The organism is Pseudomonas sp. TWR1-1-3, assembly GCF_049896805.1.
GTDB classification, from domain to species: domain Bacteria; phylum Pseudomonadota; class Gammaproteobacteria; order Pseudomonadales; family Pseudomonadaceae; genus Aquipseudomonas; species Aquipseudomonas bubulae.
Genome location: NZ_JAFCUZ010000002.1, coordinates 184,788 through 210,579 on the forward strand (window position 1 = coordinate 184,788; position 25,792 = coordinate 210,579).

Sequence of the window (25,792 nt, forward strand, 5' to 3'; positions counted from 1 at the left end):
CCCGTTCGAACTGACTAGGGATTTACGGTTGTTTGCATCACCAGCAAAACAAAGACACTAGCCATCGCCTGCCTATAAGTCACCTGCTCTACGCCTCTGGCGCAGCAGCGAAACCCTATCCTGTTAGCCTCTAACGAACGCATAAAAGAATGAAGCCTCTACAGCCGCTTGATCAGGCTTTGGAAATTTGATAAGTTCCTGGCCCTCATCAAATAATGGCATTATGCCAGCCTCCCGCTTAATTTTTTGAGTTAGTCGTTTTTTATTGTTAGCAAGCTAAGGAATAGCCATGAGTAGAAGGCCCGCGTTCGATTGTGCAGCAGTCATTTTAAGGGACAAAACAGTCACCTCCCACACAAGCGGCTCAGTTACAACCACTAAGCAAGGCAACAACGTTTCAGTCAGTAACAATATAGGAACTCATGTCAAGCTTGAGGCATTGCTTGAGTTTCAGAACGGTGACTTGCTGCCAGCGATCCTCATTGACGAGAGTTTACATGCTCCTGTTGGCAAAAAAATTCTAATGGCTTTTAAAAGTGGTGAACCAGTCGCCTATCAAGTGACCCCGAATGGAGAGATTTACACACTCGGGTATATTAGCGAAAGAGAAACTTTTACTTTTCAAGACTTTATAATGTTTGCATTGCCGGGCGTAGGCACCTTTTTTAGCCTGGCCTCACTTGCAGTTACGCAAACGTATTACGAGCACGGGGAATTCAAAACCTATAACGGCAACAAAATTGTTGTCGCCGCCGGACTCGCAGTGACTGCCCTTAGCGTATACATTGCCAAAGGATGGTTTGGCTATGTAGTAGGAACAGCCCTTACTGCCGTTGGATTTTCCATCTCTGCCATTATTGGAAACTCCAAAGCAAATGAGGGACGCAAGTTAATGCTTCGTGAAATAAAAAATGAATTCGACAAATTAAAAGCTGAATTGTGATACAAAAGGCCACTTAGGTGGCCTTTTCAATGAGAAGCACATTTGCAATCACATAATAAAACAGCTGGCTATTATGTACACGCAGGCTCAACGCTCCCCGCCCATACCATTAAACTGTCGAGCCAAGTGCATGGCATAGTTATCGGTCATGCCACTCACGTAATCCAGAACCTGCATCATTGCACCGTACTCCTTGGAAACACCCCCACTGGCGTCTAAATTATTCAAGTCCAGCCCAAGAAGCTCTACCACCCTTCTCGTCTTCGAATCAGCTACACCGCCCTTTCTGACATATTCCAAAGCAGCAGAGCAGCTAACGTTTAGCAGCGTAGATATAGTGCTATAAGCCCCTATTTCTAACTCAACCTTCCTGGGATGCTGGAAGATTTCATCACGAGCAAGACCTTTGGCGGCGGCTACACACTCACGGACATTCTTATCACAAAGTTCTAAAATACCTAGAACCTTGCCAGTCATGATTTCATTATGGTTATTCATGAAAGCAGTCGCTCCAGCATCTACAAAAGCTGAAATAACTTTCCCACGAATCATAGAGAGCCTACGGCCAACCTTCATGCCTTGAATTTCTTTGACTAACTGATTCTTCTGGTGATCATCAAGGACAAGGCACAGTATTTCAAAGACCTTATCCCACTCAAGGATACCCATCTCTACACCATCCTCTAAATCAAGAATGGCGTAGCAAAAATCATCAGACACTTCCATCAAGTTAGCCAGTGGATGGCGACACCGCCAACCATCACCCAGCTTTAACAAGCCAGTAGCGTCCGCCACTTCATTGAACAAACCCAATTCAGAACAGTAAATACCATATTTGTTCTGAATAGGTCTTTGCCCATTGACAGCATCACCAGCAAGCCAAGGATACTTAATGAAAGCGCCAAGCGACGCATAAGTAAGACGCATCCCCCCTTCATAGGGATGATATTCCGAGGTCGTTAAAACCCTAAACCCTTGTGCATTGCCTTCAAATCTACGTAAATCAGTAGCTTCATTAAAAGGCAATTGTTCTATTATCTTCGCCCCAACATCATTGGTGAACCAGTGACGAATAGCTTCTTCACCTGTATGCCCAAAGGGAGGGTTGCCAATGTCATGAGCGAGACAAGCAGTCTGGACAATATCACCAATATCAGAAGCTGAATGTTGCTCAGGAATAAGTCTTTCATTCAGAAGTTCTTGGCCTACTCTCACCCCCAGGGTACGGCCTACACAAGCCACTTCCAAGCTATGTGTGAGACGGTTATGAACGTGGTCATTAGTGGCAAGAGGATGAACCTGAGTCTTTCTGGCAAGGCGTCTGAAAGCTCCGGAGAAAATAACCTTGTCGTGGTCTGAGTGGAAAGGTGAACGGCCTAGCTCAGATTTAGGAGGACGACCGCCAAGACGGGTATTATTCAGCAACTTGTCCCAACTCATGCTTTCCATGCGTGCTCCCCAGTAATTGATAAACACCTAAGACAGTTGATTTATACCACGGTTCAAAACACACTTTAAACTGATCAATTCAATCCCCCAACCTGGATCAAGCCCCCTACTTCAAAAAACCCCAAACCATAAAAATAAAAAAGACCACCAAGGCAGCCTTTTCTCTAGACGCCGTTACTAAAAAAAAGTTCCATCATCAAGTGCAGACTTCAACGTGCTCTCATAGTTACTCTTATTAAATTGTTCAACCTTTTTATATGCCATCAACTTTTCCGGCCTACGATATTCGTCTGCACTTGAAAAAGCTTGGAATGCATTATCATCAGCCATCCTCACGTGCAACTGTAGCTCTCTTGATTCGTACCCGTAAAACTCAACAAAACCCGGAATCTCGCTTTGACGAGCAATCATCAGAGCCTCTTTAACTGGCTTATCATAAAGATAGAATGTAGCGGTCACCATGATTGCACCCCCCGTTTCAGTGTCATTTTTACCGAAATCAGGGTTTGCATACGGCTCAAAAACCACGCCACCATTCATGTCATCTGATTGACCAAGCCACTTATAACCTTCAAGCGATTTAGTGACTGACTTAATAGGGCCAGCGTACTGAACACTGGTTCTATCTTTATCAAGTTCTACTCGCTCAAAGGTTTCTGCTGATGCTGCAAACGACGAAACCGCAATCAACGACGCAAATACAACACTTATAATTTTATCCATTTTTTCCTTTTCCATTTAATAGATTGCATAAACCAATCAACGCTAGAACGGACAAATCCTATCACAAAATGATTGATTGTAAAATGCCACTACCCCCTGCACATAGATAAAATCACAACCTGTTAATAACTTATCTACTGCTATACCTGACAGACAACCAGCAACAGAAAATTTAACAACCCCTTACTGTTAGCATCAACCCTGAGTAAAAGTGCAGATTACAAACACCCCAACTCACTCGACAAGCTACAATAGGTAGAGAAAAATCACGACTTATAAACACCCCCCTAACAGCCCAACCTGACTAAACAAAAGGAACTGGGTATTTTGCCGCCTATAGCCAGTCAACAGGAAGTAAATAGAGTTCACCGCACATAAAAAACACTTATTACTTAAGGAAAACCTTACATAAACCAACCCACCAAACACATATATACTCTAAACCTGAAGACCCTCAACGGCAGATCATGGCCTCTTCAAAATATCCAAAACTGCAATGATGTAACTAGCCTTGTCCATTTATCACCAAGAGAGGTTCCCAAACGCAAACGCAGCTTCTCCATGTGTCGAGTCCCTGCTGCTGAACCTGGTGGGCGATGATTTGCCTGAAACTTTTCGCCTGCTTGGCCCCAACGACTCACGACGGCGAAAACGGGCAATACTGCGCGGCAAGGCCATCGAACATCTGACCAACGCCGCTGCCCGGGCTTTTGTCGAACAACAGCAAGCACTGCTGGCACCAGGGGATCTGGTCGAGCATATGCACGGCACGGCCACGTTGCGTGCTGGACAACAAAGACATGGCACGCAAAAAAATCTTCCAGGACAAATGCAAAACCTTGCATGAAATGGATGCCTATACGTCCCTGGAAATCCTCCTCAATGCATTCTGTGGCGCCGCGCTTTCGCAGCATTGCGGTCGTACCCCATCGTTCAAAAACCGTCGAATCCTCGATTTGCTGGGCAACAATGCTCCCGACCCACAGTGGCCATTACATCGATCGTTTATGCGCATCAACGACTTTATTGCCGGCATGACCGACAGTTATGCCACTGAAATGGCCAGAGCAATGACAGGTCACTCCACCCCCCGCCTGACAACCGCTGCCCTCCCCTGCCAAACAGGGAGGGCACGCAGCTCCACTTGATCAAACACTATGTTTACCACATGAAGTAGCAAGTAAGACTTTTCCATATACAAGAAAGAAATATACTCGCGCGCCCAGCTTTAAACTCAAAAAATCTTTAAACGCACATTTAAATACGCCTCTCCCCTTGTGTAATTAGTGAGCCATCGCCTTATTTTGCGTAGGATAATTCCCATACTACGTTTGTAGGCTCCCCGGTTCCTGCCCCAGCTCTTACATCTGAGCTAAGGTCGCGCTTTCTATTCAGCACCTTATGGGGAATCAATATGAACACCGTATTTATTGTCGACGACCATCCTGTAATCCGGCTCGCAATTCGCATGTTGTTAGAACATGAAGGTTATGAAATAGTCGGAGAAACCGACAATGGAGTAGACGCCATGCAGATGATCCGCGAGTGCACTCCTGATCTGGTAATTCTTGATATCAGCATCCCCAAACTCGATGGCCTGGAAGTGCTGTCACGCTTCAGCTCAATAAGCCCAGCCCTCAAGACGCTGGTTCTCACATCGCAGTCACCGACACTTTTCGCCATGCGCTGCATGCAATCCGGTGCAGCCGGGTATGTGTGCAAACAAGAAGAGCTGAGTGAGCTTACCAGTGCAATAAAAGCGGTATTTTCTGGCTACAACTATTTTCCAAGCCAGGCATTGACTTCTGAAACAAACGATCACAACAACTCATCTGAAATCGAGTTATTCAAACTTGTCAACGACAGGGAACTTATGGTTCTGAAGCTGTTCGCACAAGGCAAAACAAACAAGGACATTGCAGCCGGCATGTTTTTAAGCAACAAAACCGTGAGCACTTACAAAAAGCGCCTCATGCAAAAACTGAAAGCCCATTCGCTGGTGGAACTTATCGAGCTGGCAAAACGTAATGGTCTTGTATGAAAAACAGGATGCCCGCACGATTAATCAAGTACCTGTCACTTTTTGCGGGGTTAGTTCTGTGCGTGCCCGTGCTGGCCGCCCCGGTCCGCAGTGAAACCCTTACGTTGCTCAGCCGCTCGAGTTCCGGCCACATTGAAGTCCCCCTGGACAACACTCAACGATACTGGCTGCAAAATAAGCGCGAACTCGTGATCGGCACCTCTGCTGCCGACTATCCACCGTTCGACATGACCGATAGCGGTCGGGACTACGAAGGCCTCACCGCAGATTACGCCGGCCTTCTGCGCAAAGCCCTCAAGCTGTCGATCAGGATCCAGCGCTTTGCCTCCAGAGAAGCAGCCATCAAGGCACTCGAGGACGGCCAGATTGACCTGCTGGGTACTTCCAACGGCTTTGAGGCCGCGAACCAGCACGTTGTACTTTCCATTCCCTATGCCATCGACCAACCCGTACTGGTGACCCGAGAGGGAGAAACACGCTCACTCTCCCAAGGCCTCGCCGGTTTGCGCTTGAGTATGGTGTACCACTATCTGCCCCAGGAGGAAGTAAAGGCGCTTTATCCCCAGGCAATCATCCAGTCTTATCCGTCCTATCAAAATGCCATTAATGCCGTGGCTTTCGATCAGGCGGATATTTTTCTGGGGGACACTGTGTCGACCCATTACATGATCAACAAGGGGTACCTGAAAAACATCAAGATGGCCAATTTTGGCAAACACGAAGCCCATGGATTCAGCTTTGCAGTGCGTCGGGACAACTCGCCCCTGCTAGGCATCATCAACGCCACACTCAAGGCCGTACCCAACAGTGAACAAGAAAGCATTGCCAAACGCTGGAGCGCTGGCAGTGACATTCTACTGTCCGATCAGAAGCTGCAGCTTACTCAGCGAGAAGCCCGTTGGCTGCTCAAGCATCCTGTGGTCAACGTAGTGGTCAACGAAACCATGGCACCCCTGACATTTTTTGATGCCAGCGGGGATTTCCGAGGCATTACTGCCGACCTGCTGGAGATGATCCGTCTGCGCACGGGGCTGCGCTTCGAAATACAACGCGCGAACAGCCTCGACACCATGACCCGAATGATCAGTCGGCACGAAACCGACATTATCTCGGCCATCAATCCTTCAGCCTCACGAGAAAGCGCCCTCAGTTTCACCCGTCCCTATCTGGTGAACTCCTTTGTCCTGCTTACGGCAAAAGGTGATGGGCAACCTGCGAGCCTTGAACAACTTGCGGGTAAAAAACTGGCCTTGACCCGAGGCAATCCCCTGACCGATTACCTGCGCAGTCAATACCCGCAGATAACACTGGTAGAAACCGGGGATATCTATCGCGCCACAGAACTGCTGGCCGAAGAGAAAGTGCAAGGTGCAGTCAGTACGCTGGTCATCGCCAACTACCTGCTGGCCTCGGGGTTGTTTCAGGACCGGTTACAAATCAGTGCCACCATCGGCACCCAACCCGCCATGTTTTCCCTCGCCACTGCCCGGGATGCCAGCGAGTTGTCCTCAATCTTCAACAAGGCGTTGTTGAGTATCGCGCCTGATGAGCTGGGCATTATCAACAGCCGCTGGCGGGGCTATGTGCCGGCATCTGACAGTTACTGGCACAATTACCATCGCCTGTTCTACCAGTTCATCATTGGCACCAGCCTTTTACTGTTGCTGTCCCTGATCTGGAATGCCTATATGCGGCGCCAGATCCGGCAACGAAAATCGGCCGAACGTGCACTCAGCGATCAGTTCGAGTTCATGCGTGCGCTCGTCAACGGTACGCCTCATCCTATTTATGTGCGTGATCGCGAAGGTGTTCTGAAAACCTGCAATGACAGCTACTTGAATGCCTTTTCAGCCAGGCGCGAAGAAGTCATCGGCAAGACCGTGATGCAAACCTGCGACCTCCTGAGCAACGAATGTGAAGCCCGTGACTATCAGGCCGACTACCTGCGTGTCATGCGTGAAGGTACTCCGCTGGTGACTGATCGCCCGCTGAGAATCGGCGAAAAAACGCTCACTATCTATCACTGGATTCTTCCCTATCGGGACTCCCTGGGCGAAGTACAGGGCATCATCGGTGGCTGGATTGATATCAGTGAACGTCATCAGCTACTGGATGAGCTGCGTACGGCCAAGGAGCTGGCAGATGATGCCAACCGGGCCAAAAGCACCTTCCTGGCAACCATGAGCCATGAAATCCGTACACCGATGAACGCAGTGATCGGTTTGCTTGAACTGACGCTCAAGCGCGCCGACCATGGGCATCTCGACCGCCCGTCCATTGAAGTTGCTTATAACTCGGCCAAAGACCTGCTGGAGCTGATAGGCGATATTCTTGATATTGCCCGTATAGAGTCCGGCCGCCTGAACCTGTCCCCGGAACGCGTCAATCTGCACCAACTGGCACACTCCGTGATGCGGATTTTTGATGGCCTGGCGCGGCAAAAAAACCTCACGCTCGACCTGCGTTTCGATGCAACAGACGATCTACCCGACGTACTGATCGATCCGCTTCGTCTCAAGCAAATCCTGACCAACCTGATCAGCAATGCGATCAAGTTCACCCAACAAGGCCGGGTGACGCTTGAAATCAACTTGCTGCCAGCCGGCACCCCTGAGCGGACTGAACTGCACTTGAGCGTCAAAGACACTGGCATCGGCATCAGCGAGCGTGATCAGGCACGCCTGTTTGAGCCCTTCGCCCAGGCACAGAACAGCGGGCAACTGGCGCTCAATGGTGCCGGTCTTGGCCTTGTCATCTGCCGTAGCCTGTGCGAAATGATGGGCGGCACCCTGGTACTGAGCAGCCAGGAAAGTGCAGGTACCCAGGTTCAGATAAAACTTGAAGTGCCAACCCTGACGCCGTCCCAGTGCCCCCCCGCACAAGAACCCTCAATCAACCCTGCCGCTCATCCGCTTAACGTACTGGTGGTGGATGATCACCCGGCCAACCGCTTGCTGATGTGCCAGCAACTTGGATTTTTAGGGCACAGGTTTACCACCGAGCACGACGGCGCCGCAGGTTTGAAAACCTGGAAGACAGGAAAATTCGACCTGGTCATTGCAGACTGCAACATGCCTGTCCTGAATGGCTATGAGCTGACTCGAGCCATACGCAAGCATGAGCTGGCCTCCAGCCAACGGCCATGTACCGTGCTGGGGTTTACTGCAAATGCCCAACCGGAAGAGCGGCAACGCTGCAAGCAGGCAGGAATGGACGACTGCCTGTTCAAACCCATCAGCCTGACCCTGTTGAGTCAACGACTGGCCATGCTTGAGCCGCTATTCCACTGCCCGGAAGTCTTCAACGCCGACGCTCTCAGCCCGCTTACAGGAGGCGACAAGCAACGAACAAGACTCTTGCTGGAAGAACTGCTCCGCAGCAACTGCCAGGATCTCAAGACGCTGCTTGAGTTACCTGACAACGGCGAATTGCAGGCGTTTGTCGAAATTGCCCACAGGATAAAAGGCGCTGCCCGCATCGTGGGCGCCCAAAGCCTGATCAACAACTGCGAGGCACTGGAGCAAGCCACGCCCGCTAACCTCGTGCAGGCCCGCGAGCAAGTGCAGGTCTCCATGCGTGCACTGGGACAGGCGCTGGCCCTGCAACTTGAATCGTTGACGAAGCACACCTGAGCGCCAATCAAAGGCAGGTTGGCGCGGTTTTACTATGCTGATAGATACCAGCACGCCTACATCAGCGGAGAATCAGCCCATGCGCAACAGTGCGCTCTCCCATCGGCGCCAGTACCCGCTGCATGCTCACATAAGTGCGATGTTTACATTTTTGTTGCTATTGCTGGGCGTTGTACTGGGCGTATTCAATTACCAGCAAACCACCCGCATCATTCTCGACAGCAGCCAAAAGTTGTTCAGCTACATAGAACAGGATGTTCAGGATGACCTGCTGGATGCCTATCAACCCATACGGCATGCGCTCAACCTGCTAATTCTTGATTCTGCGGCCACAACCGACCAGGTCGAGCTTCGAACAGGCCTGCTGCAGCCCTTTGTACAAGCACTCGAAGACAACCACACACTGTCAGCTCTATACCTGGGCGATGACAACGGCAACTTTTTCCTGGTCCGGCCTTTACGCAATCAAGAGATCCGGCGCCAGTTAAAAGCCCCACCCCAAGCTAGCTTCGAAGTATGGTCGATAACACGTGCAGCCCGGCAAGGCACGGTTGATTCAAAAAAACTGTATCTGGATGCAAATCTGAAACAGCTCGAACAGCGCAACATCCCCAATGAGCTCTATGACCCCCGGCTGCGCAGCTGGTTTATTGCGCAGGATGCCGACAAAAATCAGACCACCACCAGCCCCTACCTGTTTTTTACCACCCACGAAGTTGGTACTACACTCGCCAAACGCAGTACTGCCAATACGGTGATGGGTGCCGATGTAACGCTGTCTCAACTGTCCGCCACCCTGGCCGACCATCAAACAACGCCTGGTACACAGATTGTTCTGTTCGGCGATGATGGCCGGGCCATCGCTTACCCGGACTTCAACAAATTATTGAACGCCATGGACCCCACCAAACTGCCCAAAGTCTCGGAGCTGAATCCGGCCCTTGGACTGCTGATCAATCAAGGGGCAGATGCTCAGCAGCGCCTGGACGACGGCCAGCGCCAATGGATCGTTTCGCGGTTCAAGGTGGACGATGGCAGTGCCAATGGCTTGCAATTGGCAATGATGGTCCCGCAAGACGAGCTGTTGGCCGATGCCTATCAGTTGCGCTGGCAAGGGGCCCTGGTGACATTGGGCGCCCTGGTGCTGTGCCTGCCCATGGGGTGGGTGACCTCCAGGTTGCTGGTGAGGCCCTTGCGCGAATTGGTGCGTGAAGCCGATGCGGTTCGACGGTTCGATTTCAACTATCCATTCACACGACAATCGCCCGTGCTCGAAATCGATCAGATGCAGGCATCCATGGGCCGCATGAAAGAAACCCTCGCCAGCTTTTTTGAAATCACCTCCAGCCTCTCGGCCCATACCCGATTTGAACCCTTGCTGCAGTCCGTACTGTTCGAGACTCTCAAGATTGCTCAGGCAGAGGCCGGGCTGATCTACCTTGCAAAGAACGACAGTACTCAACTGGAGTTAAAAGGCCTGATCATCAACGGCCAGCCCCAGGATCTGGCAACCCAGCCCGCGCCCGTGCTGAACCCTGACGACAGCCAGAGCCCCGAGTGGTTGCGGGCGCTTTTCGAAGGTCATGACAGTGTCGCCCGCTCACTCACCCTTGAACAGGCGGGTGACTTGCAGTCTGTGATGGATGAACTGGGCAGCCAGAGTGTCCACCTGATCGGCATTCGTCTGCACAACCGCCAGGGCGAAACGGTGGGTATTCTTGTGCTGGTATTGAACGACAGTGGTTCGACTGACGATCAGGATCACTTGCGGGCCGACCGGATTGCCTTTATCCAGGCGGTGTCCGGTACGGCTGCCGTTGCTATTGAAAGCCAGCGCCTGCAGGCTCGGCAGAAACAATTGCTGGATGCATTGATCCAATTGCTGGCGGGGGCTATCGACGCCAAAAGCCCGTACACCGCCAGCCATTGCCAACGGGTTCCAATCCTGACATTGATGCTGGCACAGGCGGCAGCTGCGAGCCGGCAGCCACCCTTTGAGCAGTACGCTCCCACGGATGAGCAATGGGAGGCGCTGCGTATCGCCGCCTGGCTGCACGACTGCGGCAAAGTCACAACACCGGAATATGTGGTCGACAAGGCCACCAAGCTTGAAACCCTGTACGACCGCATTCACGAAATCCGCACCCGCTTTGAAGTGCTCAAGCGCGATGCCTGGGTCAATTACTGGCAGGCACGGGCCCTGGGTGGCGACGATCAACAGCTGGCGCACCTGCGAGATGCCTGCCTGCTTGAGCTGGATGATGACTTCGCTTTTGTCGCCCAGTGCAATCTGGGCGGGGAAGCCATGATGGAGGCAGACCTGCAGCGTTTGAACGCCATTGCGCGCCGCACCTGGACCCGCACGCTGGATGATCGCCTGGGCGTTTCCTGGGAAGAAAACAAACGCCAGTCCACCCGCCAGGAGCAAGCCTTGCCGGTGACCGAGTCGCTGCTGGCCGACAAGCCCGAGCACCTGTTCACTCGCCCCGAGGCCGACCTGATTGACCCCGAAAACCCCTGGGGCTTTAAACTCGAAGTACCACCCTACAAATTCAACCGTGGCGAGCTGTACAACCTCAGTACCCGGCGCGGCACCTTGACCCGCGAAGAGCGCTACATCATCAATAACCACATCGTGCAAACCATCCTGATGCTCAGCAGCCTGCCGCTACCTGCCTACCTGAGCAACATTGCCGAAATTGCCGGGGGGCATCACGAAAAAATGGATGGCAGCGGTTATCCAAAACGCCTGAAACGCGAGGAAATGAGCCTGGAGGCACGGATGATGGCAATTGCCGATATTTTCGAGGCATTGACCGCGTCGGATCGCCCCTATAAACGCAGCAAAACCTTGAGTGAGGCGCTGAACATCATGGCCGCCATGTGCCATGACGCCCATATTGATCCGCAACTGTTCGCGCTGTTCATGCACGAACAGATTTACCTGCAATACGCCCGGCAGTTTCTTGACCCTCAACAAATCGATACGGTCGATATCGATGCGCTGATGCTCAAGGCCGGGCTGAAAAACTGATGCGGATCAGCACTCGCTCAAGCGCAAAAAGATGGCGGCCAGCGCTTCAATGCCCAACTGATCCTGCTCGCTGAAGCGCCCGATGCTCGGGCTGTCCAGATCCAGCACGCCGATCAGGCGACCATCCTTGATCAACGGCACGACCAACTCACTGTTAGAGGCGCTGTCGCAAGCGATGTGCCCGGCAAATGCATGCACGTCTTCAACTCGCTGCGTTTGCCGGCTCGCCGCTGCAGCCCCGCAGACGCCACGCCCAAACGGGATACGAACACAGGCAATTTGCCCCTGAAACGGGCCCAGTACCAGCTCCTCATTACGATTGAGGTAAAACCCGGCCCAGTTCAGATCATCGAGCTGGTGATACAAAAACGCCGAGAACTGTGCAGCGTTGGCAATAAAGTCACGCTCATCTGCCAACAACGACTCCAACTGAGCCTGCAACAGGCCATAGCCGTTCAGGCCTGCACCTGTGGCGTTCAAATCAATCATTCACTTGCTCCAACAATTTCAAACCCACCCAATAACGCGCGAACTGATAGGCACAACGGCCGTTGCGGTTGCCACGCCCGGTTGCCCAGCGCACCGCCAGAATATCCAGTGCCTCGTCGCGCTGCCACTGCAAACCGGCTTTGGTGGCCAATACATCGATCCAGTGCTCAACCACGCTCAGGAAATGGTCCTGGGTGAACGGATAAAACGACAGCCACAGGCCGAAGCGATCAGACAAGGCGATCTTGTCTTCCACAGCTTCATTGGGATGCAACTCACCGTCGACATTCTTCCAGTTCTCGTTATCGCTTTCCTTTTCGGGCACCAGATGACGGCGGTTCGACGTGGCGTAAAGCAGGACGTTATCCGGCGCTTGCTCAAGGGAACCATCGAGCACGCTTTTGAGCACCCGGTAATCGCTTTCACCCGCCTCAAATGACAAGTCATCGCAAAACAGCACAAAGCGCTGGGGCAAACCTTGCAATTGCTCGACCACCCGCGGCAGGTCGGCCAGATGGTCACGCTCGATCTCGATCAGGCGCAGGCCCGCATTGCCATACTCGGCAAGCAGTGCGCGGATGATCGAAGACTTGCCAGTACCGCGCGAACCCCAAAGCAGAGCGTGGTTGGCCGGCAAACCATCAAGGAACTGTTTGGTATTGCGACCCAGCTGATCCCGCTGGTTATCGACGCCGATCAGGTCCGAAAGGCGCATATCAAGGCTGACTTGCAATGGCATCAGGTAACCCGAACGCCCCTCCCGCTGCCAACGGGCCGCCAGGCATTGATGCCATTCGATCGGCTCACGCTGAGCAGGCAGCAAGGGTTCAAGACGTGCGAGGACCGCTTCGGCCCGTTGCAGAAAGGCATCCAGATTAGAATTCACAACATTTCCTCAGACTGATACACAATGATGGCATATTGATATGACCTACATTCAGCTCAAACCACACTACGACTCACATCGCCAGGTCGCAAATACCGCAGTAATGCCTGCCGGTTGACCCACGAATCGACTACTCTTGCACGCCGCAAGGAAATGGAAACAGGTGCAACACCCCCAATGGACATAAAACTCACCCACCGCCTGTCTTTCAAGCAAGCCAAACTGACTGTGCTGGTCGGTCTGATATTGGGGACCCTGCTTAGCCTGCTGCAAATCGGCATCGATTATGCCAGTGAAAACGCCGCCATCGATCGCGAAATCCAGTCGCTGCTGGAGATCAGTCACAACCCGGCATCACGCATTGCCTACAACCTTGATTCGGAGCTTGCCCAAGAGCTTTTGCAAGGGCTGGTGCGCTCACCGGCGATCACCGCCGCACAACTGCTCGACAACGACTATCTGGTGCTCTCGGCGGTGCAGGATCTGCCTGAAACCGGCCGTTATCGGGCGCTGAGCGACTCTCTGTTCGGTGCCAACCGCTCATTTGACCAGCGACTGTACTTCAATCACCTCCCCGAACAAAGCATGGGGGTCTTGCACCTTGAGGTGGATACCTACCCCTTCGGCAAGCGGTTTTTGCAGCGGGCGGAAGTCACACTGCTCAGCGGTTTTATTCGCAGCATCGTGCTCACCTTTATTCTTCTGGGCCTGTTTTACGTCATGCTGACCAAGCCGCTGGTGCGAGTGATTCGTGAGATCAGCGATGGCAAGCCCGCAGATCCGGGGCAGTCGAAAGTGCACTGCCCCAGCGGTCACGAAAACGATGAAATTGGCGTACTGGTGAACGCTGCCAATCAGCAGTTCGAGGCCATGGCCCGTGAAATGGAATACCGGCGCCGCGCCGAAAACACCCTGACCGAGTACCTGGCACAGCTGGAAACCATTGTTTCTGTGCGCACCCAGGAACTGGAGGCCAGCAACGAACAACTGCGCCACTCCAATGAAGAGCTTGAGGCTGCGCGCACTACTGCCCTGGAAATGGCCCAGGCACGCTCAGCGTTTCTGGCCAATATGAGCCATGAAATACGCACCCCGCTCAATGGGTTGCTCGGGATGCTGGCGCTGTGCCTGGACAGCCCGCTGAATGCCGAGCAACACCAGCAATTGTCGATTGCCCATGACTCCGGCAAGGTTCTGGTCGAGCTGCTCAATGACATTCTCGACCTGTCGAAATTCGACGCGGGCCAACTGGAGCTTGAACATATTGCCTTCGACCTGGGCACGCTGATCGAAGATACCGCCAACCTGCTGTCACAGAACGCCGCACCCAGCGTGGAACTGACCTGCCTGATCGATCCGCAGTTTCCGGCACTGGTCATGGGGGACCCGACCCGGGTCCGACAGATCGTCAGCAATTTGTTGTCCAACGCGCTGAAATTCACCCGATTCGGGCGGGTGGATGTACGGCTCAGCGCGCAAGGCGATCAGGTACGTATCGAGGTTTGCGACACCGGCATCGGCATCGCCCAGGAGGCCCAGGCCAGAATTTTCAGCCCCTTCACTCAGGCAGAGGCCGGCATCACCCGCCAGTATGGTGGCACCGGGCTTGGTCTGACCCTGACCAACAGTCTGTGCGCAGTCATGCACGGACGCCTGACCATCAGCTCGGAAGTCGGTTTTGGCAGCCAGTTCTGCGCCGAACTCCCCCTGCCCTGCCATACCCCCGCCATCCAGCCAAAGCCGTTGTCCGGCCGGGTTATTGTGGTGAGTGCAGCGAGCAGCGGGCTGAGCGAAATGCTTGGCAGTTTTTTGCCCCTGTGGGGGCTGGACTACACACGCTACTCCCAGGACGACTCACTGACCGACACCCATCCACAGTTACTGATTACCGACTGTGCCGAGTGCCTGTTTGGCCTGCGCCCGGCCATCAGTGCGCCGATCCTGCTGGTGACCGCGTATGGCAACTTTATGCCCGGTGACCAGGTCAATGCGCTGGCACCCCTGCAACAAAAAGCCCGGCCCCTCTCGCGTCAGGCACTGTACAAGACCTTGCAACATTTGCTGCTCAAGGACGACGGCGAGGTACAGGGCACTCAAACCGTGAATACTCCTGCGGTCCACCGCGCGCGAATCCTGCTGGTCGAAGACAATCCGGTCAACCAGCTGGTGGCCAAGGGCATGTTGAGCAAGCTGGGCTGTGAAGTGGTGGTTGCGAGCCACGGCGGCGAGGCGCTGAGTCGGCTGGAGCAGAAGACCTTTGACCTGGTGTTGATGGACTGCAACATGCCAGTCATGGATGGCTACGAAGCCACACGGCAAATCCGCCATCGCGGGCGCTGGCCCAAGTTGCCCATCGTCGCCCTGACCGCCAATGCCATGCCCGAAGAGCGTGAGCGCTGCCGTTCGGCGGGGATGAACGATTATCTGGCCAAACCGTTTCGGCGCGAAGAGCTGGCGGCGTTGATTGAGGTATGGGTGCCGCAAAGGCGAGACAGAGACACTAACCGTGTTGCCGCCGACGAGTAGAACGAGGCCGCGATCGAGATGGTGCGCCACTGCGACGAAGCGGTCGCAAAATCATGCACCAGGGTGCACCAGACAGGCACGGTTTGCAGGATTTGCGACGGCTGCGCCGCCGATCGCAGCCTCGTTCCACTCGTCAGCGGCTACAGATAGAGCGATTTTAACCCAGTAACGCTTCGATATCGGCCTTGAGCGCCTCAGGCTTGGTGGTCGGGGCATAGCGCTTTACGCTTTTGCCATCGCCACTGACCAGGAATTTGGTGAAGTTCCATTTGATTGCCTGCGAGCCCAACAGCCCCGGCGCACGCCTCTTGAGCTGGACAAACAACGGATGAGCCTGGGGGCCATTGACCTCGACCTTCTTGAACAGCGGGAAGCTCACACCAAAATTCAGCTCGCAAAACCCGGAAATGGCCGCTTCGTCGCCCGGCTCCTGCTTGCCAAACTGGTTACAGGGGAAGCCCAGAATCACCAGCCCCTGATCCCTGTACTGCTGCCACAACGCCTCCAGCCCTTTGTACTGCGGGGTAAAGCCGCACTTGCTGGCCGTATTGACCACCAGCAGCGCCTTGCCGCCGAAATCGCCAAGGGCCTTTTGCTCACCGACCAGCGTGGTACAGGCAATATCGAGCAGGTTATCGTTCATGGCAACACCTCAAGAAGTCAGACGCGAGGGACCAGGTCCAGGCACACCGAGTTGATACAGTAGCGCAGCCCGGTCGGGGGCGGACCGTCAGGGAACACATGGCCCAGATGCGCATCACATTTGGCGCAGACCACTTCGGTACGCACCATGCCGTGGCTGACGTCACGGATCTCGACCATCGCACTGTCGCCAATGGGCCGGGAAAAGCTCGGCCAGCCGCAGCCAGAGTCAAACTTGGCGCTGGAGTCAAACAGCGGCGCGTTGCAGCAGATACAGTGATAGACACCGTCAGTTTTGGTGGCGTTGTATTTCCCCGAAAACGGCCGTTCGGTGCCTTTGAGGCGGCACACGTTGTATTGCTCCGGGTCGAGCATGGCCTTCCATTCGTCCAGGGTTTTGTTCAACTTTTCCATGGTTCTGCCTCTGTCACTGAAAAACCCCGACCGGTGGCTTTTCCAGGGATCGGGTGGCACGTATGATTGCGCCTCGTTAATCACCAGTCTGGCACCCGCCCTAGCTGCATTCAAACGGATTCTTGAAGCAAAGCGGTGTTAGCCACTGTGTGCAAACACAGAATTTCCCAGAGCAGTGGTCATCACATCGCCTGGATCGTTCATTTTCGGGATCACATCGCCATGCAGGTCAGCAAATCAAACAAGCTCGCCAACGTCTGTTATGACATTCGCGGCCCGGTGCTCAAGCACGCCAAACGACTGGAGGAGGAAGGCCATCGCATCCTCAAGCTGAACATCGGCAACCCGGCACCTTTTGGTTTTGAAGCGCCGGACGAAATCCTCCAGGACGTGATCCGCAACCTGCCGACAGCCCAGGGCTACAGCGACTCCAAAGGCCTGTTCAGCGCCCGCAAGGCAGTCATGCAGTACTACCAGCAAAAGCAGGTGGAAGGTGTCGGCATCGAAGACATCTACCTGGGCAACGGCGTGTCCGAGCTGATCGTGATGTCGCTGCAGGCGCTGCTCAACAATGGCGACGAAGTTCTCGTACCAGCACCGGACTACCCGCTGTGGACCGCTGCCGTGACGCTGGCTGGCGGCCATCCGGTGCACTACCTGTGCGACGAGCAAGCCAACTGGTGGCCTGATCTTGAGGACATAAAAGCCAGGATCACTCCAAACACCAAAGCCATGGTCATCATCAACCCGAACAACCCGACGGGTGCGGTGTACTCCAAGGAAGTCCTGCTGGGCATGCTCGAGATTGCCCGCCAGCACAATCTGGTGGTGTTCTCGGACGAGATCTACGACAAGATCCTCTACGACGACGCGGTGCATATCTGCACCGCTTCACTGGCCCCTGACGTGTTGTGCCTGACCTTCAACGGCCTGTCCAAGTCGTACCGGGTTGCGGGTTTCCGCTCGGGCTGGATTGCCATCTCCGGGCCCAAGCAAAACGCTCAGGGCTATATCGAAGGCATCGACATGCTGGCCAACATGCGCCTGTGCGCCAACGTGCCCAGCCAGCACGCCATTCAAACCGCATTGGGCGGCTACCAGAGCATCAATGATCTGGTACTGCCCAACGGACGCCTCCTTGAGCAACGGAACCGCACCTGGGAACTGCTCAACGCGATCCCCGGTGTCAGTTGCGTGAAACCGATGGGGGCGTTGTATGCGTTCCCGCGTATCGACCCGAAAGTGTGCCCGATCCTCAACGACGAGAAATTCGTGCTGGACCTCCTGCTCTCGGAAAAACTGCTGGTGGTACAAGGCACCGCCTTCAACTGGCCGTGGCCGGATCACTTCCGCGTCGTGACCCTGCCTCGTGTCGACGAGCTGGACATGGCCATTGGCCGGATCGGTAACTTTCTGAAGACTTATCGTCAGTAGTTTCTGAACATGTTGTGCGACCAATCAAAAGTCGCACAACATGTGTCTGATGAAACATTCTTCATTCTGCGTCTTTACGGACCTCCCCCGCCTTCAATAGCCTCATGAAAACCATAAAGCCCTTTATTTACTGGCGCTCAGTGGAACTTCTGGCCAAAAAAAACGCTCCTTCATATTAGGAAATTCCCAGCAAACTACTAAAATCAGGCTGCAGGACACAGTTTGAAATAGTCACCTGGTTGAATAGCCTGTGGCAGCACCTTATATACCCCGCATACGGCAACACCCTTAAGACGAGGAGATTCATACAACCATGATGCGCATTCTGCTGTTTTTGGCCACTAACCTGGCGGTCGTGCTGATTGCCAGCATCACCCTGAGCCTGTTCGGCTTTGACGGGTTCATGGCGGCCAACGGGGTTGATCTGAACCTCAGTCAGCTGTTGGTGTTCTGTGCGGTCTTTGGTTTTGCAGGGTCTCTGTTCTCGCTATTCATATCCAAATGGATGGCGAAGATGAGCACCAGCACCCAGGTGATTACACAACCTCGTACTCGTCATGAACAATGGTTGATGCAAACCGTTGAACAACTGTCCCGCGAAGCCGGGATCAAGATGCCTGAAGTGGGGATTTTCCCGGCATACGAGGCTAACGCCTTTGCCACGGGCTGGAATAAAAACGATGCACTGGTCGCAGTCAGCCAGGGCTTGCTGGAGCGTTTTTCGCCCGACGAAGTAAAAGCGGTACTGGCCCACGAAATCGGCCACGTTGCCAACGGCGACATGGTCACCCTGGCGCTGGTGCAGGGCGTGGTGAACACCTTTGTCATGTTCTTTGCCCGGATCATCGGCAACTTTGTCGACAAGGTGGTGTTCAAGAACGACGAGGGCCGCGGCATTGCCTACTACGTTGCGACCATCTTCGCCGAACTGGTCCTGGGTTTCCTCGCCAGCGCCATTGTGATGTGGTTCTCGCGTAAACGTGAATTCCGGGCTGACGAAGCCGGTGCACAGCTCGCCGGCACCTCGGCAATGATCAGCGCCCTGCAGCGCTTGCGCTCCGAGCAGGGTCTGCCGGTTCACATGCCGGACACCATGGCGGCTTTCGGCATCAACGGCGGCCTCAAACAAGGCCTGGCGCGGATGTTCATGAGCCACCCGCCACTGGAAGAACGTATCGACGCACTGCGTCGCCGCGGCTAATCCCACGGCAAACATAAAAAGGGCGACCCAGGTCGCCCTTTTTTGTGCCCGGGTTTTGCTTCAGGCGATTTTGCTCAGGCGATACACCCGCTCCACCAGTCGCGTCACGCCGCCCTTGAGGAACTTCCACTCCTGATCGAGTACATCCGGCTGCTCGAGTACTTCCAGCGCCCAGGCAGGCGACAGCAGGCTTTGTACCTCGGCGTCCGGCACCGAGAACGGCGGGCCGTTCATTTGCGACTGATCGTAATCCAGGGTAATCAACAGCCCCCGACAGCCTGGCGGCAGAATCCGGCTCAGGTGCCGAGCATAGGCCGCACGCATCTCGGGAGGGAATGCGATGGTTGCAGCGCGGTCATACAACCCCACACAGGAGGCCACGTCAGCTTCAGTCAGGGCAAACACATCACCGCAGAGGATCTTCACAGGACCCGCCTCGTACACCTTGAAGGCGCCCTGCTGACGAACCTGTGGCTCGACCTGTTGTTCACTGAAAAACTGCTCCACGGCCGTCTGCGTCAGCTCCACGCCCAGCACTTCATGACCGTTGGCCGCCAGCCAACTCATATCCAGGCTTTTGCCGCATAGCGGCACCAGCACACGACCGCCCTCCTCCACCCCCAGTGCCGGCCAAAGGCGCTGAAGGTAAGGGTTGACCTGCGACAGGTGAAAGCCAATCTGATTGCGATCCCAGCGGTCGTGCCAAAATTCGGGCTGCATGATTCACCTTTAAATTCGATAGATAAGCACTAAAACTTATATTGGATTTAGATCAATGATCAGGATGAAGATGACGCATCTCAACTTCGAGGACCTCTGTCATGCTCCCCAGCCTGTTTATCTCCCACGGCTCCCCCATGCTAGCACTGGAACCGGGCGCCAGTGGCCCGGCGCTCAAACGCCTGGCGGCCGAACTGCCGCGCCCCAAGGCCATAGTGCTGGTGTCTGCGCACTGGGAAAGCCCCGACCTGCGGGTCGCCAGCCACCCGTCACCGGAAACCTGGCATGACTTTGGCGGCTTCCCGCCCGCACTGTTTGCCGTGCAATACCCTGCGCCCGGCGACCCGAAGTTGGCCGCGAACATTGTGGAATTGCTGGCAGACAACGGCTTGCCGGCGCGACTGGACGCCAGGCGCCCTTTTGACCATGGCGCCTGGGTGCCACTGTCCTTGATGTACCCGGATGCGGATATCCCGGTGGTGCAGGTCTCGTTGCCCAGCCAGTTGGGCCCGGCGGGCCAGACCAGGGTAGGCCATGCACTGGCGGTCTTGCGCAGCGAGGGGATTCTGGTCATCGGCTCGGGCAGCATCACCCACAACCTGCGCGAACTGGACTGGCACGCAGGCCCTGAGAGCATTGAACCCTGGGCCAAGGCGTTTCGTGACTGGATGATCGACAAACTGGCGGCTGATGACGAAACGGCGCTGCATGCCTACCGCACACAGGCGCCTTTCGCCGCTAAAAACCACCCCAGCGACGAGCACCTGCTGCCGTTGTATTTTGCCCGTGCCGCGGGCGGCCAGTTCAGCATTGCCCACCAGGGCTGGACACTGGGTGCGTTGGGGATGGATATCTACCGGTTTGGCTAGCGCCCCGCTCCCACAAAGGCCAGCAAATACAAATCCCGGACAAAAAAAATCCCCGCACCAGGCGGGGATTTTTTTAGCGATCAATCACTGCAAGAGTGATTAATCTTCGCGGTAGCGACGCAGTTTCAACTGCTTGCCAGCAACGCGGGTGTCTTTCAGTTTGGCCAGCAAACCTTCCAGACCGGCTTCCGGCAGTTCTACCAGGCTGAAGCTGTCACGCACCTGGATGCGACCGATAGCTTCACGAGCCAGGCCACCCTCGTTGAGGATAGCGCCCAGCAGGTTCTTGGCAGCGATACCGTCACGCGCACCCAGCGCGGTACGGCAACGTGCACGGCCTTCAGCCAATGGAACCGGAGCACGACGCTCGCGATCACCACGATCAGGACGGTCACCCGAACGCTCGGAACGCTCACGCGGTGCACTGTTAGGCACCAGTGGACGTTCACGCTCGATGGCTGCCAGGGTCAGGGCCTGACCGTTGGTTGCCTTGCGCAGCAGAGCAGCGGCCAGGGCACGCGGGCTGCAACCGATATCGGCAATCAGGCGATCCAGCAGATCACCGTGAGTCGATTCAGCGTCAGCGACCAGCGGCGTCAGGCTGTTGGTCAACTTCTTGATGCGGGCATCAAGAACAGCCTGGGCATCCGGCAGACGGACTTCCGCAACTTTCTGACCGGTTACACGCTCGATCACTTGCAGCATGCGGCGCTCACGAGGAGTCACCAGCAGCAGTGCGCGACCTTCGCGACCGGCACGGCCAGTACGGCCGATACGGTGAACGTAGGACTCTGGATCGTAAGGCATGTCAACGTTGAACACGTGAGTGATACGTGGAACATCAAGACCACGTGCCGCTACGTCGGTTGCCACAACGATGTCCAGACGGCCATCCTTGAGCGAGTCGATAACGCGCTCACGCTGGTTCTGGGCAATGTCACCGTTCAGCGCAGCAGCTTTGTAGCCTTTGGCTTCAAGGGCGCTGGCCAGATCCAGGGTCGCTTGCTTGGTGCGAACGAACATGATCAGGGCGTCGAAATCTTCAACTTCCAGCAGGCTCAATACAGCCGAGGTCTTCTGGTCAGCGTGAACCAACAGGTGAGCCTGTTCGATCGCGGTAACGGTCTGAGTCTTGGTCTGGATCTTCACGTGTTGCGGATCGCGCAGATGGCGTTCGGCAATGGCACGGATCGACTGCGGCAAGGTTGCCGAGAACAATACGGTCTGACGGGTTGGCGGAAGTGCCTTGAAGATAACTTCAAGATCGTCCATGAAACCCAGTTTCAACATTTCGTCAGCTTCGTCCAGAACCAGGTGGTTCACGGTCGACAGCACTTTTTCGTCACGACGCAGGTGGTCGCACAGACGGCCCGGAGTGGCGACAACGATCTGTGCGCCATTACGGATTGCTTTCAGTTGTGGACCCATAGGGGCGCCGCCGTAAACGGCCACAACGGTAACGCCCGGCATTTGCTTGGCGTAGGTTTCGAAAGCGGTTGCTACTTGCAGCGCCAACTCACGGGTTGGCGCCAGGATCAGGGCTTGCGGCTCGCGCTTAGCAGGATCGATGCGGTGCAGGATCGGCAGGGCGAACGCGGCGGTTTTACCCGTACCGGTTTGCGCCTGACCAATCATGTCGTGACCGGCCATGATGATCGGGATCGATTGCTGCTGAATAGCCGAAGGTTCTTCGTAGCCAGTCGCGATGACAGCAGAAAGAATGTTCGGATTAAGATTAAAAGCGGCGAAGCCGCCGGTTTCCTGGGTCATGGGTCTGCCTCTAAGTGCATCCGCAAAGACCCATGCTCCAAAGCTGCGCATGCCGTGTAAGACTCAAGAGTCGCCCTGGCTGCTTTGTCGGCGGGGATTTGCGAAAACGTTTAAATGAATGGAGCGTTCAGGGTTGTCCGCGAAACGGACGAGCAGCCGAAGCGTGCTTCGGGAAATGCGACACCTAAACGTGGCCCGGCTAAAGGCCGGCGCGCACTATACCGGATTTATCAAAAAAAAGAAGGGGTTTTTTGCCACAAAATCGTCTGTATCCCTCTGTGGACCGGGCTTTAACGTTTTTTTTCGTCCTTGAAAAAGCTTTTCGTGCCGGGCCACTCTGGGTGAAACGCTAAAACGTTTCACCGCTTGGCATCAAGTCGCCGGGCGAATTGCCTTGATCAGGGACTCCAGCGAATAACCCAGACGCGGAGCCAGGCCTTGTGCCCGGACTGTCAGCGCGTCGATATCGAGTGCCTGTTCCAGATCAGCAGGCACCATCAGGATGACATTACCCTCCTTGACCGGCAGCTCCCAATAATGGCGGTGATACAGGCCGCGCAGCAACGCAGCCCCCAGCGGCTTGCCATCGTCGGTGGCCCACTGGTTGATGATCAGCCAGCCATTGGGGGCCAGCTTCTTTTGGCAGTTTTCAAGGAATGTCCAGGCCAGGTGACCCGCTGCCGGTCCAAGATCGTTGTACAGATCGACAAAAATCAGGTCCGCGGGCTCGGCGCTGTCCAGCAGCTCCAGGGCATCACCGATACGAATATACAAACGCGGATCATCATCCAGGCCTAGGTATTCGATGGCCAGACGCGGCACATCCGGGCGCAGCTCGATGGCTTCGACATCTTCCAGGGGCAAAAACTTGAGACAGGCCTGGGTCAGGGTTCCGGCACCCAACCCCAGAAACAGTGCGCTTTCCGGAGCGTCATGGCACAACGCACCAATCAGCATGGCGCGGGTGTAGTCGTATTCCAGCCAGCTGGGGTCAGCAGTGAACACGCAGCTTTGCTCGATCGCATCGCCGAATTCGAGGAAACGGTAGTCAGCCACTTCCAGCACTCGAATCATGCCGAAGTCATCATGAACTTCGGCGAGCAGACGCTCTACGCGCTCCTCAGACATTTCCTCTCCTTGCCGCGCCCCGGTACTACCCGCGGCGCTGAAAAAACAGCCACTCGATATCGAGCGCAAAGGCGCGATTGTCGGCCATTGCGGCGCAACAGGTCACGCACTAATTGCTGCTAACATGGGCCATCTCCAACAAATACTAGAGTCTGCGATGAGCCCAATCTGGACCCCTGACAGCTGGCGCGCCCTGCCGATCCAGCAACAACCCCACTACCCTGACGCGGCGCACCTGCTGCGCGTCGAGCAAAGCCTGGCCAGTTACCCGCCACTGGTATTTGCCGGCGAAGCCCGGGAACTGCGCCGACAGTTTGCCGAGGTCACTCAAGGCAGGGCGTTTCTGCTTCAGGGCGGTGATTGTGCCGAGAGTTTTGCGGAGTTTTCGGCAGCCAAGATTCGTGACACGTTCAAGGTCCTGCTGCAAATGGCCATTGTCATGACCTTCGCGGCAGGGTGCCCGGTGGTCAAGGTCGGGCGCATGGCCGGGCAATTCGCCAAGCCGCGCTCGGCCAATGACGAAACCATCAACGGCGTGACCTTGCCTGCCTATCGAGGCGATATCGTCAACGGCATCGGCTTTGATGAAAAAAGCCGCGTGCCAGACCCTGAACGCCTGCTGCAGTCCTATCACCAGTCCACCGCCACCCTGAACCTGCTGCGCGCCTTTGCCCAGGGCGGCTTTGCCGACCTGCACCAGGTGCACAAGTGGAACCTGGACTTCATCGCCAACTCGGCCCTGGCAGAGAAATACAGCCAGCTGGCCGACCGTATCGATGAAACCCTCGCCTTTATGCGTGCCTGCGGCATGGACAGCTCGCCGCAACTGCGCGAAACCAGCTTCTTTACTGCCCACGAAGCGTTGCTGCTGAATTACGAAGAAGCCTTCGTACGCCGCGACAGCCTGACCAACGATTACTACGATTGCTCGGCACACATGCTCTGGATCGGCGACCGCACACGCCAGCTGGACGGCGCCCATGTCGAGTTCCTGCGCGGGGTCAACAACCCGATCGGGGTCAAGGTCGGCCCGAGCATGAACAACGAAGACCTGATCCGCCTGATCGATATCCTCAACCCGGATAACGATCCGGGCCGCCTCAACCTGATCGTGCGCATGGGTGCCGACAAAGTGGGCGATCACCTGCCGCAGCTGATCCGCGCGGTAGAAGGCGAAGGCAAGCAGGTGCTGTGGAGTTGCGACCCGATGCACGCCAACACCATCAAGGCCAGCAGCGGCTACAAGACCCGTGATTTCGCGCAAATACTGGGTGAAGTGAAACAGTTCTTCCAGGTTCACGATGCCGAAGGCAGTTACGCAGGTGGCATTCATATCGAAATGACCGGCCAGAACGTGACCGAATGCATCGGCGGTGCCAATCCGATTACCGAAGACAGCCTGTCGGATCGCTACCACACCCACTGCGACCCGCGGATGAATGCCGATCAGTCACTGGAACTGGCGTTTTTGATTGCCGAGACGCTGAAGCAGGTCAAACGCTGAAGAGCACCCTAACCCTCTCCCGGAGGGAGAGGGGACTGACCGCACGCGGTTTCAAGAACACCGACAATCAGCTCCCTCTCCCTCAGGGATAGGGCTGGGGTGAGGGGCAGCAAACACCCCGCCCTCACCTGTTAAACGGATCATCCCAAAAAACCCGATGGCTTTCGGCCTCGATATCCGCCCTGCTCAACCCAAGGTCCTTGAGCGCCGCATCACTGATCTGCCGCAAGCACGCCCGCTCCCGCGACAGTTGATACCAGCGCGAAATCCGGGCAATCCACGCCACGCCTATTTGACCTTTCATCACTTGAGCCCTCCTGTGGTATGGCTCAAGTGTCTGCGTGGGCATAAGATCAATCCAACGAATGTTTCTTATGCGATACATCT

At 55.2% G+C, this 25,792-nt stretch carries 19 protein-coding genes and 1 pseudogene; 10 read left to right on the top strand and 10 right to left on the bottom strand.

The window, feature by feature from the left end; all coding sequences use genetic code 11:
* Positions 1-289: 289 nt before the first annotated feature.
* Positions 290-943 (top strand): hypothetical protein, encoded by a 654-nt coding sequence (locus tag ACP7BE_RS08290; protein ID WP_095002231.1) that lies wholly within the window; start codon positions 290-292, stop codon positions 941-943.
* A gap of 87 nt (positions 944-1,030) precedes the next feature.
* On the opposite strand, the gene ACP7BE_RS08295 is transcribed toward ACP7BE_RS08290, so the two are convergent.
* Together ACP7BE_RS08295 and ACP7BE_RS08300 are read right to left on the bottom strand one after the other, a co-directional pair.
* On the bottom strand, positions 1,031-2,392 hold the full coding sequence (locus tag ACP7BE_RS08295) for a deoxyguanosinetriphosphate triphosphohydrolase (protein ID WP_306108787.1): 1,362 nt from the start codon (positions 2,390-2,392) through the stop codon (positions 1,031-1,033).
* Positions 2,393-2,569: 177 nt separating this feature from the next.
* A complete protein-coding gene (locus ACP7BE_RS08300; RefSeq protein WP_141228169.1) occupies positions 2,570-3,130 on the bottom strand; it encodes a hypothetical protein in 561 nt (186 codons plus the stop codon).
* Between the two features lie 550 nt (positions 3,131-3,680).
* Between ACP7BE_RS08300 and ACP7BE_RS08305 the strand changes: the two are divergent.
* From ACP7BE_RS08305 to ACP7BE_RS08320, 4 genes and pseudogenes are all read left to right on the top strand, one after another.
* Positions 3,681-4,263, top strand: a pseudogene (locus ACP7BE_RS08305) (deoxyguanosinetriphosphate triphosphohydrolase); the annotation flags it as partial.
* A gap of 266 nt (positions 4,264-4,529) precedes the next feature.
* Positions 4,530-5,156, top strand: a complete 627-nt coding sequence (locus ACP7BE_RS08310; protein WP_095002233.1) for a response regulator transcription factor — start codon at positions 4,530-4,532, stop codon at positions 5,154-5,156.
* Positions 5,157-5,164: 8 nt separating this feature from the next.
* Positions 5,165-8,788 (top strand): transporter substrate-binding domain-containing protein, encoded by a 3,624-nt coding sequence (locus ACP7BE_RS08315; RefSeq protein WP_426105503.1) that lies wholly within the window; start codon positions 5,165-5,167, stop codon positions 8,786-8,788.
* A 79-nt stretch (positions 8,789-8,867) separates the two neighbouring features.
* On the top strand, positions 8,868-11,822 hold the full coding sequence (locus ACP7BE_RS08320; RefSeq protein ID WP_426105505.1) for an HD domain-containing phosphohydrolase: 2,955 nt from the start codon (positions 8,868-8,870) through the stop codon (positions 11,820-11,822).
* Positions 11,823-11,828: 6 nt separating this feature from the next.
* Here ACP7BE_RS08320 and ACP7BE_RS08325 read toward each other — a convergent pair whose 3' ends face one another.
* Together ACP7BE_RS08325 and ACP7BE_RS08330 are read right to left on the bottom strand one after the other, a co-directional pair.
* Entirely contained in the window at positions 11,829-12,311 is a 483-nt protein-coding gene (locus ACP7BE_RS08325) for a GAF domain-containing protein (protein WP_095002236.1), read from the bottom strand.
* Positions 12,304-13,197, bottom strand: a complete 894-nt coding sequence (locus ACP7BE_RS08330; protein ID WP_095002237.1) for an ATP-binding protein — start codon at positions 13,195-13,197, stop codon at positions 12,304-12,306. Before ACP7BE_RS08330 ends, ACP7BE_RS08325 begins: the two co-directional genes overlap by 8 nt.
* 177 nt (positions 13,198-13,374) lie before the next feature.
* On the opposite strand from ACP7BE_RS08330, the gene ACP7BE_RS08335 reads away from it, so the two are divergent.
* Complete coding sequence (locus ACP7BE_RS08335) at positions 13,375-15,723, top strand: hybrid sensor histidine kinase/response regulator (protein WP_095002238.1); 2,349 nt, start codon at positions 13,375-13,377, stop codon at positions 15,721-15,723.
* A 157-nt stretch (positions 15,724-15,880) separates the two neighbouring features.
* Here ACP7BE_RS08335 and ACP7BE_RS08340 read toward each other — a convergent pair whose 3' ends face one another.
* Entirely contained in the window at positions 15,881-16,366 is a 486-nt protein-coding gene (locus tag ACP7BE_RS08340; protein WP_426105508.1) for a glutathione peroxidase, read from the bottom strand.
* Between the two features lie 17 nt (positions 16,367-16,383).
* Positions 16,384-16,779: a peptide-methionine (R)-S-oxide reductase MsrB gene (gene msrB / locus ACP7BE_RS08345; RefSeq protein ID WP_095002240.1), complete on the bottom strand. Its 396-nt coding sequence runs from the start codon at positions 16,777-16,779 to the stop codon at positions 16,384-16,386.
* Between the two features lie 222 nt (positions 16,780-17,001).
* Here msrB and ACP7BE_RS08350 point away from each other — a divergent pair, with 222 nt between their 5' ends.
* Positions 17,002-18,213, top strand: a complete 1,212-nt coding sequence (locus ACP7BE_RS08350) for a pyridoxal phosphate-dependent aminotransferase (protein ID WP_095002241.1) — start codon at positions 17,002-17,004, stop codon at positions 18,211-18,213.
* 313 nt (positions 18,214-18,526) lie between these two features.
* On the top strand, positions 18,527-19,414 hold the full coding sequence (gene htpX / locus ACP7BE_RS08355; protein ID WP_088379295.1) for a protease HtpX: 888 nt from the start codon (positions 18,527-18,529) through the stop codon (positions 19,412-19,414).
* A 60-nt stretch (positions 19,415-19,474) separates the two neighbouring features.
* Here htpX and ACP7BE_RS08360 read toward each other — a convergent pair whose 3' ends face one another.
* The gene (locus tag ACP7BE_RS08360; protein WP_095002242.1) at positions 19,475-20,134 is read right to left on the bottom strand and encodes a thiopurine S-methyltransferase; all 660 of its coding nucleotides are present in this window, start codon (positions 20,132-20,134) and stop codon (positions 19,475-19,477) included.
* A gap of 101 nt (positions 20,135-20,235) precedes the next feature.
* Here ACP7BE_RS08360 and ACP7BE_RS08365 point away from each other — a divergent pair, with 101 nt between their 5' ends.
* Entirely contained in the window at positions 20,236-21,003 is a 768-nt protein-coding gene (locus ACP7BE_RS08365) for a DODA-type extradiol aromatic ring-opening family dioxygenase (RefSeq protein ID WP_095019382.1), read from the top strand.
* 99 nt (positions 21,004-21,102) lie between these two features.
* On the opposite strand, the gene ACP7BE_RS08370 is transcribed toward ACP7BE_RS08365, so the two are convergent.
* Entirely contained in the window at positions 21,103-22,773 is a 1,671-nt protein-coding gene (locus ACP7BE_RS08370; protein WP_095002244.1) for a DEAD/DEAH box helicase, read from the bottom strand.
* Between the two features lie 372 nt (positions 22,774-23,145).
* Positions 23,146-23,901, bottom strand: a complete 756-nt coding sequence (locus ACP7BE_RS08375; protein WP_095025154.1) for a spermidine synthase — start codon at positions 23,899-23,901, stop codon at positions 23,146-23,148.
* A 157-nt stretch (positions 23,902-24,058) separates the two neighbouring features.
* Between ACP7BE_RS08375 and ACP7BE_RS08380 the strand changes: the two genes are divergently transcribed.
* Positions 24,059-25,405 (top strand): class II 3-deoxy-7-phosphoheptulonate synthase, encoded by a 1,347-nt coding sequence (locus ACP7BE_RS08380; RefSeq protein WP_095024006.1) that lies wholly within the window; start codon positions 24,059-24,061, stop codon positions 25,403-25,405.
* Positions 25,406-25,529: 124 nt separating this feature from the next.
* Here ACP7BE_RS08380 and ACP7BE_RS08385 read toward each other — a convergent pair whose 3' ends face one another.
* The gene (locus ACP7BE_RS08385) at positions 25,530-25,709 is read right to left on the bottom strand and encodes a DUF1127 domain-containing protein (protein ID WP_426105513.1); all 180 of its coding nucleotides are present in this window, start codon (positions 25,707-25,709) and stop codon (positions 25,530-25,532) included.
* Positions 25,710-25,792: the final 83 nt, after the last annotated feature.